This window comes from Mycolicibacterium peregrinum (genome assembly GCF_001665625.1).
Taxonomy (GTDB): domain Bacteria; phylum Actinomycetota; class Actinomycetes; order Mycobacteriales; family Mycobacteriaceae; genus Mycobacterium; species Mycobacterium peregrinum_B.
In genome coordinates, this window is sequence record NZ_LZSY01000102.1 from 1 (window position 1) to 16,998 (window position 16,998).

Consider the following 16,998-nt stretch of genomic DNA (forward strand, 5'->3'; position numbering starts at 1 on the left):
CGGGGGGCGGGGGGCGCCCCTCCCCCCGCCCGGGGCCCCCCCGCCCCCCCCCCCGCACGCGCACGCGGGGCGGCCGGGCGCTCCCGGTGGGGGCCCCCCGGGGCGCCGGCTCGGCCCCCGGGGCCCCGCACTCCCGTTTACCACCTCTGACAGACGGAGTCACCCATGTCCGAATCCCCCAGCATCCGAGCGTTCTCGCTTCGCATGCAGCAGGCACCGATCGTCCGGGACAGACCCACCGCGTTGATCACACCGACCACCGAGCAGCTGCCGCCCCGGGTGATCCGGTACGTCCAGCGACCGCCGGGGCGGCCCTTCCTCCCGGTGCAGGGTTCGGTGGACCGGCGAAACCTGCACGAGTTGCGGATGACGCCGGGCCCGGACCAGAAATTCGACGACGACGGTGTCACGAAGATCGCCCGGTTCTCGCGGTTCGGGTTGTTCGGCCCCGATCCGGCCGACCCTGCGCCTTTCGTCCTGTCGGCACCGTTCGGCGTTGCGATATGCCCGACCCTCGCACCGTACGCGGCCGCGCGCTGCGCACGGACCTGACGGCGGAACTGGCCGGGCGCGCTGCGGAACTGTACGCCGCCGACCGGCAGTTCCGCAGTTGCGTTCCGCTTCCCGAGGTGTCCGCCGCAGTCCGTGAGGACGGTCTCGGACTGGCCGGCATCATCGCGGCGGTCATGACCGGCTATGCAGACCGGCCGGCACTCGGCCGGTGCGCGGGGTCCGCGCCGCACACGATCAGCTACCGGGATCTCTGGCAGCGGATCAACGCGATCGCCACGGATTGGCTTGCCCACCAAACATTCCCGATCTCATCAGGCGAGTTCGTCTGCACATTGGGGTTCGCGAGCGCCGACTACATCACCGTGGACCTGGCCTGCGCCCTGACCGGTGCCGTGACGGTCCCGGTCCAGTACGGTGCGCAAACCGGGCAGCTGACCAGAGTGCTGGCGGAAACCCGGGCGTCGGCCCTCGCCGTCAGCTCGGATCAACTGCCTACTGCGGTCGAAGCCGCACTCAGCGCTCCGCGACTGCGCCGCCTCATCGTCTTCGACCATCGAGCCGACATCGACGATTTTGGTGACACTTTCGAGCAGGCCCAACTGCGGTTGACGAAGTCCCGGCACCCGATTCTGTTCGAAACGCTCGACGAGGTCATCCGGCGCGGCCTCCGACGGCCACCCGCAGCATCGCCACGCCCACCGCTGCCGCCTGCCGACCCGGACCGGCTCGTCGGCCTGTCCTACACGTCGGGCAGCACCGGGACCCCCAAGGCCGCGATGTACACCGAACGCATGGTCGCCGGAACCTGGCGCAATTCCGTTGCCATACCGGTGATTTCCTACAACTACATGCCGATGAGTCACTACGGCGGGAAGGCGCTGGTGCTCACCACGCTGGCCAGTGGCGGCACGGCCTATTTCGCTGCCGCACCGGACATGTCGAGTTTGTTCGACGACATCGCCGCGGTGCGTCCCACGGTGCTTCCGCTGATCCCCCGGGTGTGCGAGATGATCTACAGCAGGTACCAGAGCGAATGCAGCCAGCGTTCGGCGCCGACTTCGGACCCTGCAACCGTACGCGCGCAGGTGATGACCCACCTGCGCGAGAACGTGCTCGGCGGGCGCATGCTCCTGGCGGCGTCCGGAAGCGCACCGCTGTCGGCGGAGCTCACCACGTTCATCGAAACGTGCCTGCGTATCCACCTCGCAATCGGTTACGGCACTACCGAAACCGGCAATGTGCTCAACGACGGCCGGGTGGTTCGTCCCCCGGTGATCGACTACAAGCTGGTCGACATTCCCGAGCTGGGGTACTTCGGCACCGACCGGCCGTATCCCCGCGGCGAACTACTCGTGAAATCCGAGGTCCTCACCCCCGGGTACTACCACCGTCCGGACGCCACGGACACGGCCTTCGACGACGAGGGCTACTACCGTACGGGTGACGTCATGGCCGAGATCGGGCCGGATCACCTGGCATTCGTGGATCGCCGCAGCAACGTGGTCAAGCTGTCCCAAGGCGAGTTCGTCGCGCTCTCCCACCTGGAGTCGGTGTTCGTCACCAGTCCGTACATCCGGCAGATCTTCGTGTACGGCAGCAGTCGTCGCGCGTTCGTCCTGGCAGTGGTCGTGCCTGAGACGCCACCCGGTCTCCCCGCTGCCACCAAGGCGACCATCCTCGCATCGCTGCGGACGATTGCCCGCGACAACGCTCTGCGTCCCTATGAGGTGCCCCGCGACATCCTGATCGATCCCCGGCCGTTCAGCGTCGACAACGGACTGCTCACCGCCACCGCCAAGCCGGCCCGACCGGCGCTGACCATTCACTACCGTGAGCAGCTCGAACAGACCTACGCCGACATCGCCGATCGCCAGGCGGTCGAACTCGCCACACTTCGGCAGGGCGCCGCCGACAGGCCGGTGCTGGAGACCGTGCGCCTGGCCGCCGCTGCCACCCTGGGGATCACCACCGTCGATGTCGACACGGTCCTGAGTGACATCGGCATCGATTCCCTGACCGCACTGACGTTGGCAACGCTGCTGACCGAGATCTTCGGTGCCCGGGTGCCTGCCACCGCCGTCATCGATCCCACCCGCAACCTGAGCGGGATCGCCTCGCTGATCGAAGCACAGCGTCGCGCCATCCCCCGCCGGGCCTGCCCGGGTGTTCACGGCCAGTGCACCGACCGCGTGTACGCCCGCGATCTGACCCTGGACCGGTTCATCGAGGCGCGCACGATCGACCGGGACCGGCCCGTGGCCCCAAACCCCGGCCCACCCCGGACGGTCCTGCTGACGGGCGCCAACGGCTTTCTCGGACAACTACTCTGCGCAGAGTGGCTACGCCGGCTGGCACCCATCGGTGGCACGGTGATCTGCCTGGTCCGGGGCGCCGACAACGCCGATGCCCACCGCCGGTTGAAAGCCGAGTTCGGCCCGCCCGCGGAATCCCGGCTGGAGGTCCTCGCGGGCGATCTCACCGACGAGCACCTCGGACTGGATGGTGCCACGTGGTCGCGGCTGGCAGCCACGGTCGACCTGATCGGGCATTCGGGTGCCCTGGTCAATCACCTGTTGCCCTACCCGGAACTGTTCGGTCCCAACGTCGTTGGTACCGCGGGCCTGATCCGATTGGCGATCACCGGCAAATCGAAGCGATTCGCCTTCGTTTCCACCGCGGCGGCAGGCACCACCGATGACGGCCGGCCGCTTCCCGAGGACGCCGATGTCCGGGTCGGTTGCCCGGCCCGTACCCGCAACACAGCACCCGCGAACGGTTATGTGATCAGCAAGTGGGCCGCAGAGGTACTGCTGCGCCGGGCCCACGACGCCCACGGGCTGTCTGTGACGGTGTTTCGCCCGGGGATGATCCTGGCGCACAGCCGATTCAGTGATCACCTCAATGTGGGCGACGTGTTCACCCGGCTGGTGTTGAGCCTTGCCGCGACCGGGATCGCGCCGCCCTCGTTCTACCGGCAGCCGGCCAACCGCCCGCATTACGACGGCCTGCCGGTCGACTTCGTCGCCGCAGCCATCGTGGAACTGGCAGCCGGGCCAGGACCCTTCGGCGGATTCGCGACCTACAACGTGGTCAACGACCACGACGATGCCATCTCGCTCGACGAGATCGTGGACTGGCTGGTCGAGGCCGGGCATCCGATCACTCGGCTCCAATCCCACCGGGAGTGGGCAGCCCGCTTCGAGACGGCCATGCGCGCGCTACCGGTGCGGCAACGTCGGCACTGCCTGCTCCCGCTCATGGCTGCGTTCGCCGAGCCCGCCGAAGCCGTTGCGGGATCGGCCTTTCCCACACAGCGATTCCGCGAGTGCCTCCGGTCGAGTGGCGCGCCGCGCCCGGTCCCCCATCTGACACCGGATCTCATCCACGGGTATCTCACCGCACTGCGTCACCGCGGCCTGCTGTGAGCAATAGGGGGCTCGCCGGTTCAAAACAGCCCGTCGCGCCGTAGACCCTCGACGGATTGCGTGATCGCCCCGCAAACCGCATCCATCACCTCGGTGTCGTGTGCGGCGGTGAACAGCGGGTACAGGAACTCGGGAAGGTGCACCCCGGCCGCGCGCAGATAGTACGTCCACAGGTATTCGGCCACCGCATGGCGCTGTGGGTGCACCAGGTCGACGAACTCCTCGGTCCCCATGGTGCCGAACAGTGGACGGACGAGCGTCTCGTAACGCCGGATCGCAATCGGAAGGCCTGTTTCATCGCGGAGGCGCTGCAGGTGCCCAGCGAATCGATCGGCTGCTGCCCGGGTGGTCGCGTACACGGCATCGCCGTGGTCTCGCAGATAGGCGAGCTGGGCCAGGCCTGCCGTGCAGGACAGGACGTTGCCGCAGAAGGTTCCGAGAACCCGGGTACGGGTCTGCATGTCGCGAAGGTGTTCCCCTGTGGTGACACCCATCTCGATGATGTCGGCGCGCCCCACGGTGGCTCCGATGGGCAGGCCGCCGCCGATGATCTTGCCGAAACTCGCCAGGTCGGGTGTGGGGCCGGCGTCGAGCGCGCTTCCGAACCGGAACCGGAAGCCGGTCAGCACCTCATCGAACACGAGCAGGACACCGTTTCGTGATGTCACCTCACGCAACCCGGACAGGAATTCGCGGTCCAACTGCGGCCAGCCGGAGCGGATCGGCTCGACGATCACACAGGCGAGTTCGGCGGCGCGCGCCTCGATCACCGCGAATGCACTGCGGTCATAGGGCAGCACGATCGTCGACGATGCCACCGACGGTGGGATGCCGGGCATCGACGGCGTCACCGTCCCGTCGGGCAACCGTGCGGCCAGAACGTCGGTGTGGTGGCCGTGATAGCACTGGTCGAACATCGCGATCAGCGGGCGCCGGGTGTAGGCACGGGCCAGCTTGAGCGCGTGCATCGTCGCTTCGGTGCCGGAACTGCTGAAGAATCCGCCGTCGGCCCACCCGACGGCGGCCAGCAGCAGACTCATCAGGGCGGTCTCCGTCTCGTGTCCCGCCGCAAACGACAGGCCGTCGCCGAGGGCGCACCGCAGCGCGTCGGTCACGACCGGGGCCGCATGGCCGAGGATGTTGGCCCCACGCCCGTTGTCGAGGTCGATGAACTCGTTGCCGTCGAGGTCGGCCACGTGCGCGCCGCGCGCCCATGCCACGATCATCGGCAGGACCCGGGGCATACCGTCGACGTAGTGGTTGTGAACACCGGTGCGCGCGCGGCGGGCCACGGCACCAATGGTTTTCGGTTGCCGACGGGTGAGTTCGCCGATACATTCGAGTTCGCTCAATCGCCGGTTCAGCCCGGTCGGATCGAGCATGAGCGTCCGGGTGGTGAAGGGCACCTGCGGGTTCACGGTGCCCGTCGTCGGGTTCATCCGGCACCGCTAGTCCGGTCGGCCGACCCCGTCGGCCCACAACCCCGGCCAGTTGCCGGCCACTTGCTTCGGATAGCCGTTGTCCACCCGCGAGGTTGCGATGTCGTAGCGGATGTACTGCGATCCCTTGAAGAAATAGGCCTTGCCGTTGTTCCTGATCACCGCATGGTCGATGCCGCTCTCATATTCGGTCGGCAGGTTCGGCGCCCAGTTGTCCTTGATCGGCTTGGGATAGCCCGCATCCACCTGGTCGGTGGCGATGTCATAGCGCAGGTACTCCGAGCCCTTGAAGAAATAGGCCTTGCTGTTGGGCCACACCACTACCGCGTCGAAGCCATCCGGCCACACCCCCGGCCAACTCGCCGAGATGTCCATCGGATAGCCGGGATCCACCTTGTCGGTCGGCAGATCGAAGCGGATGTATCGACTGCCCTTGAAGAAATAGGCCTTGCCGTTCGTCCACAGGACGTCCGCGTCGATGCCATCGGCGAAGTCGGCCGGGAACCCGGTCCAGAATCCGGCGATCGGCAGCGGATAGCCGGGGTCGGTCTTGCCTTTCGCGTCGTCGAACCGCGCGTACTGCGACCCGTTGAAGAAGTACAACTTGCCGTTGGGCCACACCGAGCTCGGGGAAACCGGGCCCGGGTACAGGCTGGCCGCGAACTGGGCGTCCAGGTTGTCGATGTCGGTTCCGCCCGGCACGGCGATCCCATCGGTCATGATCGACCCGGGCAGGTCGTAGCACATGATCGAGTTCTCGTCGGTCTCGTTGGTCGCGGTCAACGCCGAGACGTCGAACGGAGTCAGTACCTGCTCGATCACCTCCTCACGCGACCACCCCTGGGTCGCCATGAACAGGGTGATGGCCTTCTCGCGGTCGATGCGGTCGACGATCGCCTTGCGCCGGTGCTCATGTGGGAAGCCGAGGGTGTGGCCCGTCTCGTGCCGCACCACCCGGTGGAACTCCGACTCGGGCGTGTTCATCGTGAAGCCCTCGAGGTTCATGGTCTGCTCGTTCGCCGCGGCAAGCAGGATGTCGGTACCGAGGTACGACCAGTAGCCGTCGTCGGCAACGCGCGCGATCCGCACCTGAGGGTCCACGGCGGACGCCACGAACCTGACGTTGGCCCAGGCTCCCCACGCGTTCATATGGGCCAGAATTCGGCGCTGCAAGTCGGCCGGCGGGGAGTCGAGAAAACCGACCGTGAGGCGGACACCACCGGCGCTCCAGCGCTTGTTGGTCATGACCGCCAGATGCTCCCGCGACGGTAGGTCGTCCGCGGACAGCCCGGTGATGTTGGGCGCGTTCGCCGGATTGACCTCGACGGCCGCCTCCGCGGAGGCGACCACTTTCTCGGCCGGCAACCCCTTGATCGTGCACGGTATGAATGTCATCGTCGTCCCTCCTTCGGTTCCGGACGTGATCGGTGTGCCAACGCCGAACCTAGGACGGAGCAGCGCGCGACCACACGAGTGGAGCGCTACCTGTATTCGGGGCGTCCTGAACCGGGACGCACCCCGTGACCTGCCGGTGACTGCGCGCGGGCCGCCTCGTCCGCCGCACGGGTTCGAGTAGCCGACTACTCATGTCATTTCTGCTTCCGTGAACAACAATCGAGGCCGACAGGCTCGATATTTCGGCCGGAGGGAAACGACGGATGCTGACCACGGCGAGACAGACATCAGCGTTCGTCGCCGCTGTCTGGTCCCGGTCGCGATCGCTGACGGCCACCCTCGCGGCCCGGGTCGCCCAGTACATCGATCAGACGGTGGGCTGGCCCCGCCTACCCAAGGCGATCGGGCTGGCCGTCCTGATCGGACTGCGCCATCAGCTGCGAACGTCGAATCTGTATGCCGCCGAACCGGGCCCGATCCCGCCGGGCAGTCCCGCCGAGGCCGGCAACTATCTGGGCGCCCGCACCCGCGACGGGTCCTACAACGACCTCAAAGACCCGGGCATGGGCTCCGTGGGTTGCCGGTTCGGCCGCAACGTCCCGCCCGAACACTCCTATCCGGAATCCGACCAGCGGCTGCTCGACCCCAATCCCCGGCTGATCAGCCGCACCCTGCTGACCCGCGACAGTTTTCAGCCCGCGACCACGCTGAACTTGCTGGCCGCCGCGTGGATTCAGTTCGAGGTGCACGACTGGTTCGCCCACGGCTCGCTCGCCACCCGACCCTGGGTGGTGCCGCTACGCGACGACGATCCATGGCCACAGCGGCCGATGCGCGTCGAACGCACACCGCCGGACCCTCATCCCGGTGCGGCCGGCCCGCCCGCCTTCGTCACCCAGGAGTCGCACTGGTGGGACGCCTCCCAGATCTACGGGACCACACCGGCATTCGCCGGCGCCCTGCGTGCACCCGACGGCGGCAAACTTCGCATCGACGAGTCCGGCCTGCCGCCCGTCGAGGTCGAGGCCACCGCCGATCTCACCGGCACCGCGGGGAACTTCTGGGTGGGCCTGGCCCTGCTCCACTCGCTGTTCATGCGTGAGCACAACGCCATCTGCGACCACCTGGCGCAGAAGTACCCGTACCTCACCGGCCAACAGCTCTACGACAAGGCGCGGCTCGTCAACTCCGCATTGATGGCGAAGATCCACACCGTGGACTGGACGCCGGCCATCATCGCGCACCCGACAACGGTGACGGCCATGCGGGTCAACTGGTTCGGACTGCTGGGCGAGAAGCTGGGCCCCCGGTTCAGGCGAAGCTTCGGGCGCGTCAGCAGCAGTCCCCTGCTGCACGGCATCCCCGGCTCGCCCACCACCCATCACGGGGTGCCGTACTCGTTGACCGAGGAATTCGTGGCGGTGTATCGGATGCACCCGTTGATCCCCGACGAGTTCACGTTCCGCGCGCTGGCCGACGACCATGTCACCGCCCGGCACGAGCTACCCGAGCTGTCGGTGCTCAATGTGCGTGCCCGACTGACCGAAACCCCGATGTCCGACCTCTTCTATTCCTTCGGCCGAGCACATCCGGGCGCACTGTCGCTGCACAACTTCCCCAGGCATCTGCAGCACATGCACCGGGTGGACGGCACCCTGATCGACCTTGCCACGATCGATCTGATCCGCTGCCGGGAACGAGGTGTGCCGCGGTACAACGAGTTCCGGAAGCTGTTCCGACTCAAGCCGGTGACGACGTTCGAGGAGCTGACCGGTGACACCGCGCTGGCGGCCGAACTACGCGAGATCTACGACGACGACGTGGACCTCGTGGACCTGGTGATCGGCCTGTACGCGGAGCCCAAACCACCCGGATTCGGCTTCAGCGACACCGCATTTCGGGTCTTCATCCTGATGGCCACCCGCCGGCTGGAAAGCGACCGCTTCTTCACCACCGACTTCCGTGACGAGACCTACACCGTCGCCGGCATGAACTGGGTGCGGGAAAACAACATGCGCTCGGTGTTGTTGCGCCACTTTCCCGAACTGGCCCCCGCCCTGGCCGGTGTGGCCAACCCGTTCGCTCCCTGGACCTGTGTCTCACCCATCAGAAAGGCGTCCGCATGACCTCATCGACGACCCCAGCCATGACCGCCGCCGACGTACGTCGGATCGTCGAAAGCCTGAGCCCGGTTCCCTACCGCGAGAATCTCGAGCAGCCCAGGGCGGACGAGGCCCAGGACATCGAGAAGATCATCGGGTCTTTGCACAAGAACAACGAGCGGGCCTACAAGAAGTTCAAGCACGGGCTTCGTGACGCACATGCCAAGAGCCACGCCATCCTGCGCGGCGAACTCATCGTCAACCCGGATCTGCCGGACATGCTCGCCCAGGGCATGTTCGCCGAAGCACGCAGCTACCCGGTGATCGCCCGTATCTCGACCACCTCCGGGGTGCTGCGCAGCGACCGCAACCGCGGGGTGCGCGGACTCGGTATCAAGGCCATCGGGGTGCAAGGCGAGCGCGCCATGAAAGACCCGCAGGACGAATCGAATGTCACGCAGGACTTCGTGCTCGTCACCCACGAAGAATTCCTGTTCGCCGATGCGCACGCCTACCGCAAACTGGGGATGCTGAGCGCGACCCTGCTCGCCCGGTTGTCCGACGGCGCGCTGTGGGCAGGCAGCGAACTGCTCAGCGCGCTCAAGAAGATCGGCCTGCCGATACCGCCGAATCTGGCGGTGTTCATCGCCCCGAACCGTCCCATCCTGGGCGAGACGTTCTACTCCTCCGCCCCGATCCGGTACGGCGACTACGTGGCACGTTTCAAGTACGAGCCGACCTCACCGGAGGTGAAAGCGCTTGCCGACCAGACCCTTCCGCGCAATCCAGGACAGGACGAGCACCGCGATCTGATCATGGCGTTCTTCGAAAAGCACCCCGCCGAGTACACGTTCAGCGTGCAACTGTGTCTGGACGAGAAGCAGATGCCGATCGAGGACGCCACGAAACCCTGGAAATCCCCATATCTTCCGGTGGCCAAGGTGGTGTTTCCCCAGCAGAACCCGTACAGCGCGCTGCGCCGCGCCTACGGCGACGACGTGCTCTCGTTCAACTCGTGGCGCGGCCTTGAGGCACATCGCCCACTGGGATCCATCAATCGGCTGAAGCGCAAGGTATATGAGGCATCGAGCGACTTCCGGCACAAGATGAATCGCATCGACCGGCACGAGCCCTTCGACATCGTCGAACTGCCGGACTGACCCCCAGCGAACGGGAAATACTTGCAATGGGAAGAACATTCGCCCCTACGACCGACAACCGAAGCCCCGTCGACCCTCTGTTCGGCAGCGATCCGGGCCCGGTGGCCCTAGACTCAGGATTCATGCCTGGTCAGTGGCAGCTTTTGGACCGGCCCGCCGAGCACGAGGCCATTCGGGCCGCCCTCAGCGGGACGGACAGCTGCGGAGTCGTGCTTGTCGGAGCCGCAGGAGTCGGCAAGACCACCTTGGCGCGCACGGTCACCGCATCGTTGAGCCGGAAGGTGCACTGGACCGCGTGCACCGAATCGTCGCGCAGCATCCCCCTCGGCGCGTTCGCCCACTGGGTGTCGTCGTCGGGGTCACGCGACCCCATCGCCCTCATCGGGTCGGCACGCGAATCGCTTGTGGCCGACGGCGACACCATCGTGGGGATCGACGACGCGCATCTGCTGGACCAGTTGTCGGCGACACTGTTGCATCAGATCGCCGTGGAGCGCTCGGGCCACGTGGTGGCCACCGTGCGCAGCGGTGAGCCGGTGCCCGATGCGGTCACCTCACTGTGGAAGGACGGCTACCTCCAGCGCTTCGAACTCAACCCGTTCACCAAGCAGCAGAGCATCGCCCTCATCGAAACCGTCCTCGGCGGCACGCTGGAGGGGCTCAGCGCCGACGTGATGTGGGAGACCTCTGGTGGCAACCCACTGTTCCTGCGCAACATGGTCGAGGGTGCGGTCGACGCCGGCACCCTGACCAAGGTCAACGGGGTGTGGCAGTTCCGCGGCCCCACCGTCATTCCCTCCGGGCTCGTCGAACTGCTCGACGAACGCCTGGCGCACGCCGGCGAGGATGTGCTGCACGCGCTGAAGTTGCTGTCGCTGTGCGAGCCACTGGATATCGATGCGCTGGCAGAACTGGCCGGCGAGGACGCGGTGGACACGGCCGAGATGCGCGGCCTGATCCGGATCGTCGCCGACGACCGCCAGATCAACGTTCGCTTCAGCCACCCGCTGTTCGGTGAGGCGGTGCGCCGCCGGGTCGGCACTGCGTCGGCCCGGAAGTTGCGGGGTCGCATCGCCAAGATCCTGCACGAACGCAACCTCGACTCCCCTGCGAGCCGAATCAAGTTGGCAGAGTTGGCCATCGAGAGCGACCAGGGCACCGACATCGAACTGCTCATCACCGCCGCCAAGGACGCGGTCTTCCTGTCCAACCTCCCGCTCGGGGAGAAACTGGCCCGAGCCGCCTTCGACCACGGCGGCGGACTCGGCGCGGCCGCACTGCTGTCCCGCGCGTTGTTGTGGCAGGGTCAGCCGGCACAGGCCGACAGCATCCTCGAGCAGTTCTCGCCCGCAGACCTCAACGAGATGGAACTTGTGCAATGGGGCATTCCACGGGTGTCCAACCTGTTCTGGTCCCAGGGCGACGTGACGCGGGCCGCTCAGGTGCAGGCCCTCCTGCAGGACCGGGTCACCCATCCGACCCTGCGACTGATCGTCGACGCCACCGGCGCGGGTATGGCCGTACACCAGAACAAGATCCCCGAAGGCCTCGAGATCGCCGAACGGGTCCTGGCGAACCCCGAGGCACCCCGGCAGGCCGTGGATTTCGCGGCGTTCGCCGCAGGCCTGTCGATGCCGCTGGTGGGCCGGGGCAACGATTTCCTGCCCATCGCGTCGCGGTGCCGCGCTCAGCGCAAGACCACCGACGGCATGGTCCGGATCATGGTGTTCTACGGCGAGGTGCTGGCCCTGGCCTACACCGGTCAGCTCGAACTGGCCCAGCAACGCGCCACGGAATACACCGAGTTCTCCTCGGCCGGCCAGTTCGCCGGCTGGGCGATCGCCAAGATCATGGACGGCGTGGCCGCGACCCACAGCGGCCGATTCCGCGACGCGATCCGGGCCATCGAGCAGGCCCTGGCCGCGCTCAACGCCGAGAGCTCCCTGCCCTGGCAACTGCCCGGCCGGCTACTGCTGGCCCGCGCCTACGCCGGGGTGGGCAACCCCGCCGACGCGGAACGGGTACTCGAGGACGCCGAGGAACACTCGGGCGAGTTCATGGCGCTGCACGAGCCGCTCCGGATGATCGCCAAGGCCTGGCTGGCCGCCGCCAAGGGCGGGCACCGCTCGGCGATCGACCTCGCGCGGACAGCCGCCGATGCGGCGCATTCCTCCGGCCAGTTCGCGGTCGAGGCCGAGGCATTGCACAGCGCGGCACGCTTCGGTGACCGCAGTGTGACCCGTCGCCTGCAGGACCTGGTGGACCGGGTCGACGGCCCGCTGCCGGCCCTCTACGCGCGGCATGCCGCCGCGGTGGCCGCCGCCGACGCCGCCGAGCTGGACAAGGTGGCCGCCGCGTTCGAGGAGGCCGGCCTGCTGCTGTCGGCGGCCGATGCCGCGGCCCAGGCGGTACCGCTGCACGACAAGGCCGGTCACCGCCGAAACAGCACCGAATCTGCCGCGCACGCACTGCAATTGGCGTCCAAGAGCGGCGGTGCGGCCACCCCGGCGATTCGATCGGCCGCCCGGCCCCTGCCGGTGACCGGACGCGAACGCGAGGTGGCCGGTCTGGTCGCCCAGGGAATGTCGAATCGCGACATCGCCGAACGACTGACCGTCTCGGTCCGCACCGTGGAGGGCCATATCTACCGCGCCTGCATCAAGCTCGGGGTGGCCGACCGCGACGAACTCGCCAAGATCGTGTGGAACGACCTGGCTCAATGAAGCGAGCCCGATAGCCCGCCTCAATAGACGTCGCGGACATACCGCTTCTGGGCAACCAGTTCCCGCTTGTAGTCGCGCGCGGCATCTTCGGTCATCCCGCCGTGAGTGCGCAGGATCGTCGTCAGCGTGGCGTCGACATCCTTGGCCATCCGGGCGGCGTCACCGCAGACGTAGAAGTGGGCGCCGTCGTCCAGCCACCGCCACACCTCGGCCCCGCGGTCCAGCATCTTGTGCTGCACATACACCCGGTCGGCCTGATCGCGGGAGAACGCCAGGTCCAGGCGGCTCAAGAAGCCGTCATCGACCATGTCCTCCAGGTCATCCCGATAGTAGAAGTTCTCCCGGCGGTGCTGATCGCCGAAGAACAACCAGTTGCGACCACCGTGACCCAGCGCCCGGCGCTCCTGCAAGAAGCCCCGGAACGGCGCTACGCCGGTACCCGGGCCGACCATGATCATGGGCGTGTCCGCGTCCTCTGGCGGACGGAAATGCGGCGAGCGCTGGAGGAACACCGGCGCCGCGGCTGCCCGGTCGGCGAGAAAAGTGGAACACACCCCGCCCCGAGCAGCGCCGCCCGGCCCGCGGTAGCGCACCATCGACACGGTCAATTGCACCTCGTGCGGGCTCACCAGCGGACTCGACGAGATCGAGTAGCTGCGTGGGGTCAGCCGGACCAGAACCTCCTGCCACTGCTCGGGTTCGGCGTGCACCGCGAACTCGGTCACGATGTCGAGACCGTTGCGGTTACGCAACCAGTTACTGCGCCGCTCACCGGAATTGCGCAGAATCTTGGCCGCGGAGCGGTCCGGGCTGGAATCGGCAACAAACCGCAACAAGTCCGGGGTCACGCGGCAGATGTCATACGACGAGATGAGGGCATCCCGCAGTGACTGCTCGACACCGTCGACCTCGATCTCCGAGTGCGGATTCAGCGCGGTGGCCGCCAGCCAAGAGTCGACCACGGCCGGATCGTTACTGGCGTAGACGCCCAGGGAGTCACCGACCGAATAGCTCACGTCGTACTCGGAGATGTCGAAGCCGAACTGGCGCACCTCTTTCGCCGCGCTCGGCGTCGTCAACAGCTGGTTGCGCGCCAGGGCAGCCAGAATCGGTTTGGCCCTGGTGAATTCGTCGGGCTCGGTGGGGATGACAGTTCGGATACCGCCGCCGACGACCGCCGGGGCGGGCGTCGCACCGGTAAGCGCCGTCGTGACCGAATCGGCCCAGCGCCGCATCGGCTCGTCATCGTAGGACTCGCATTCTGCGCGCTCGAGCAACTTGGTGGCACCCAGATCGGCGAGCCGCCGGTCGAGCGATTTGGCGTGTCCGCAGAAGTTGTCGTACGCCTTGTCGCCGAGGCCGAGCACCGCATAGCGAACCCCGTGCAACTGAGGCGCATCCGGGGCCTGTAGCCGGCTCCAGAAGTCGGCACCGTTGTCCGGTGGGCCACCGTCACCGAATGTACTGGTGACCACCAGGATGTCGCGAGCGGCGGCCAGGTCGGCCAGTGCGAGGTCGTCCATGTTGACCAACGACGCCCCGTCGATGCGGCCCGCCAACCCGGCTGCGAATTCCTCGGCGGTGCCCGTCTGCGAGGCCCACAACACCAGCGGCCCACCGGGTGCCGGCCGGTCGCTCGGCACACCGTCTCCGGCCCGTGAGTAGCGACCGGCCAGCACTCCGTCCACCCACAGCCGCGCCCTGGCGCTCAGCGGCGCCGCCGCCGGAAGCACCGGAACGCCCATGGGAGCGTCCGGCAGCCCGGTGAAAAACCCTGCCAGGTAGATCTTTTCATCCTGGCTCAGCGCCGGCTTGTGCACCGCACCCAGACCCATCTCCGCGGCGAGCGGATGCACCGCCGGGGTGCCGTCGACCGACCGGACCGGACGCAGGCTGACCGCGCACACCTTGAACTCCGGCTGCAGCGAGTCCGGGTCGACGGCGTCGTTGGTCACGGCGTTCACCGTCAAGTACTCGCCGTGTTCGTCGTTCCAGTGAAACGGTGCGAAGCAGTTGCCCGGCCGCACCCGGTCCGACAGCACTGCGGGGAGCACCGCGCGGCCACGCCGGGACGTCAATTCGACCGGCTGCCCCTCCACGATGTCGAGTTCCAAGGCGTCCAGCGGGTGGATTTCGACGAACGGCGCGGGATTGAGCTTGTTGAGCTTGTCCACCTTGCCGGTCTTGGTCATGGTGTGCCATTGGTGTTGCAGCCGGCCGGTGTTGAGCACCATCGGATAGTCGTCATCGGGTAGTTCCGCGGCATCCATGTGCGGACGGGGATGAAAGACGGCCCGCCGCGACGGCGTCGCGAAGGCCAGCCGAGGGCGGTGACCGTCGGCGTCGACGAACAGGTCCTGGCTCACGCCGTCGTTGAGGTAGCGGATCGGGTGCCGGTCCTCCGCACCGCCGGGCCCGTCGACCGGAGGGACCGGCCACTGCAGCGGGGTCTCGCGCAACCTTGCGTAGCCCGCACCCCGCAGGTCGTATCCGGTCTTCGGGTTCGCGAACCCGCGGATCTCGGCGAAGATCTCTTCGGCCGACTGGTAATCGAAGTGTTCGGCGAAGCCAAGGTGCGCAGCCACCTGGCAGATCAGCTGCCAGTCCGGCCGGGCCTGCCCCAGCGGGGCGACCGACGGGGACAGCAGGGTGAGGTTGCGTTCCGAGTTGACCATGACGCCTTCAGATTCCGCCCACAACGCCGCGGGCAGCAGGATGTCGGCGTAGTGATTGGTGGCGGTGGACCGGTAGGCGTCCTGGACGACGACCAGCTCGGCGGCCTCCAAGCCGTTGATCACGGTCTTCCGGTTGGCCACGCTGGCAACGGGATTGGTACAGATGATCCAGCAGGCCTTGATCAGGCCCTGCTCCATCTGCTCGAACATGCCGATGGTGCCCGGGCCCACCTCGGAACGGATGGTGCCGGGGTCGACGCCCCACTGCGTCTCGACAAACGTCCGGTCATCGGCCGCGACTACCGAGCGCTGCCCGGGCAGACCCGGTCCCATGTAGCCCATCTCCCGGCCGCCCATGGCATTGGGCTGACCGGTCAGCGACATCGGGCCACTGCCCGGGCGGCAGATCGCGCCGGTGGCCAGGTGCAGGTTGCAGATGGCGTTGGTGTTCCACGTTCCGTGCGTGCTCTGGTTGAGGCCCATGGTCCAGCAGCTCATCCACTCCCCGGCCTCGGCGATCATCGCTGCGGCGGTGCGGATGTCGGCTTCGGGGATGCCGGTGATCTCGGCGACCCGGGCCGGTGGGTAGTCGGCCAGAAATTCCGGCATCGCCTCCCACCCCGTGGTGTGTTCGGCGATGAAGTCGTGGTCGATGGCACCGTCTTCTAGCAGCAGGTGCAACAGGCCGTTCAGCAGGGCCAGATCGGTTCCCGGCTTGATCTGCAAGAACAGATCGGCGCGTTCGGCGGTCGCCGTCCGCCGTGGGTCCACGACGATGAGCTTGGCGCCGGCCTTGAGCCGATCCGCCATGCGCAGGAACAGAATCGGATGGCAATCGGCCATGTTCGCGCCGGTGACGAAGAACAGGTCGGCCCGGTCGAAGTCGGTGTAGGAACCCGGCGGCCCATCTGCGCCCAGCGATTGCTTGAACCCGGTGCCCGCGCTGGCCATGCACAACCGGGAATTCGATTCGATGTGCACGGTACGCAGGAAGCCCTTGGCGAGCTTGGTGGCCAGGTACTGCGCCTCCAGCGTCATCTGGCCGGACACATAGAGGGCGACGGCGTCGGGACCGTGCTCGGCGACGATGGCCCGCAGTCGGCGGCCCGCCTCGGCTACCGCGTCGTCCACCGGAGTCGGCAGCAGTTCATCCGAACGGGAGGGCCGCAGCAAAGCAGACGTGAGCCGGTCTTCGTCGGCGGCCATCAGCTCGGCGTGCATCGCCCCCTTGGTGCACAGCCGGCCGAAATTCGTGGGATGCAGCTTGTCGCCACTGACTCGGGCGATCACAGTCCGGCCGTCATCGACCCTGGTGGTGACCTCGATACCGCAGCCGACGCCACAGTACGAACACGCAGTCCGTTGTTGCTTGCCCGGGATCGAACCCGGTCCCGCGTCGTCCGCCATGCCCCCATAGTGCGGTGAAGGTGTTGTCGGATCTTTCCGGCGACGTTATCCCCACGAAAACTGATCCTCACCACGCACAGATGCCCGCGGTGAGGACCATTCCCCCAGTTCAAACCCCTCGCGAGCAGACGCGGAGGTACCCAATTCCGCGCCGATCGG

General features: G+C 67.2%; 8 protein-coding genes. 5 read left to right on the plus strand and 3 right to left on the minus strand.

Features of this window, described 5'->3' with window-relative positions; all coding sequences use genetic code 11:
• Positions 1 to 165: 165 nt before the first annotated feature.
• Positions 166 to 552 (plus strand): hypothetical protein, encoded by a 387-nt coding sequence (locus A5779_RS14625; protein WP_064883040.1) that lies wholly within the window; start codon positions 166 to 168, stop codon positions 550 to 552.
• A complete protein-coding gene (gene car, locus A5779_RS14630) occupies positions 504 to 3,938 on the plus strand; it encodes a carboxylic acid reductase (RefSeq protein WP_110777326.1) in 3,435 nt (1,144 codons plus the stop codon). Before A5779_RS14625 ends, car begins: the two co-directional genes overlap by 49 nt.
• 20 nt (positions 3,939 to 3,958) lie before the next feature.
• Here car and A5779_RS14635 read toward each other — a convergent pair whose 3' ends face one another.
• Together A5779_RS14635 and A5779_RS14640 are read right to left on the minus strand one after the other, a co-directional pair.
• The gene (locus A5779_RS14635; RefSeq protein ID WP_064883042.1) at positions 3,959 to 5,377 is read right to left on the minus strand and encodes an aminotransferase class III-fold pyridoxal phosphate-dependent enzyme; all 1,419 of its coding nucleotides are present in this window, start codon (positions 5,375 to 5,377) and stop codon (positions 3,959 to 3,961) included.
• Between the two features lie 9 nt (positions 5,378 to 5,386).
• Entirely contained in the window at positions 5,387 to 6,772 is a 1,386-nt protein-coding gene (locus A5779_RS14640; protein ID WP_064883044.1) for a hemopexin repeat-containing protein, read from the minus strand.
• Positions 6,773 to 7,035: 263 nt separating this feature from the next.
• Between A5779_RS14640 and A5779_RS14645 the strand changes: the two genes are divergently transcribed.
• The 3 genes from A5779_RS14645 (at position 7,036) to A5779_RS14655 (ending at position 12,757) form a co-directional block, all read left to right on the plus strand.
• Positions 7,036 to 8,898, plus strand: a complete 1,863-nt coding sequence (locus tag A5779_RS14645) for a peroxidase family protein (protein WP_064883046.1) — start codon at positions 7,036 to 7,038, stop codon at positions 8,896 to 8,898.
• Positions 8,899 to 8,918: 20 nt separating this feature from the next.
• Positions 8,919 to 10,034: a catalase family protein gene (locus tag A5779_RS14650; RefSeq protein ID WP_064883048.1), complete on the plus strand. Its 1,116-nt coding sequence runs from the start codon at positions 8,919 to 8,921 to the stop codon at positions 10,032 to 10,034.
• A gap of 122 nt (positions 10,035 to 10,156) precedes the next feature.
• Positions 10,157 to 12,757, plus strand: a complete 2,601-nt coding sequence (locus tag A5779_RS14655; protein ID WP_064883147.1) for a LuxR C-terminal-related transcriptional regulator — start codon at positions 10,157 to 10,159, stop codon at positions 12,755 to 12,757.
• 20 nt (positions 12,758 to 12,777) lie between these two features.
• On the opposite strand, the gene A5779_RS14660 is transcribed toward A5779_RS14655, so the two are convergent.
• Complete coding sequence (locus tag A5779_RS14660; RefSeq protein WP_064883050.1) at positions 12,778 to 16,839, minus strand: bifunctional nitrate reductase/sulfite reductase flavoprotein subunit alpha; 4,062 nt, start codon at positions 16,837 to 16,839, stop codon at positions 12,778 to 12,780.
• Positions 16,840 to 16,998: the final 159 nt, after the last annotated feature.

Coding starts and splice junctions, on each gene's coding strand:
- A5779_RS14625 (WP_064883040.1), top strand. CDS start 166: ATGTCCGAATCCCCCAGCATCCGAGCGTTCTCGCTTCGCATGCAGCAG.
- car (WP_110777326.1), top strand. CDS start 504: ATGCCCGACCCTCGCACCGTACGCGGCCGCGCGCTGCGCACGGACCTG.
- A5779_RS14635 (WP_064883042.1), bottom strand. CDS start 5,377: ATGAACCCGACGACGGGCACCGTGAACCCGCAGGTGCCCTTCACCACC.
- A5779_RS14640 (WP_064883044.1), bottom strand. CDS start 6,772: ATGACATTCATACCGTGCACGATCAAGGGGTTGCCGGCCGAGAAAGTG.
- A5779_RS14645 (WP_064883046.1), top strand. CDS start 7,036: ATGCTGACCACGGCGAGACAGACATCAGCGTTCGTCGCCGCTGTCTGG.
- A5779_RS14650 (WP_064883048.1), top strand. CDS start 8,919: ATGACCGCCGCCGACGTACGTCGGATCGTCGAAAGCCTGAGCCCGGTT.
- A5779_RS14655 (WP_064883147.1), top strand. CDS start 10,157: ATGCCTGGTCAGTGGCAGCTTTTGGACCGGCCCGCCGAGCACGAGGCC.
- A5779_RS14660 (WP_064883050.1), bottom strand. CDS start 16,839: ATGGCGGACGACGCGGGACCGGGTTCGATCCCGGGCAAGCAACAACGG.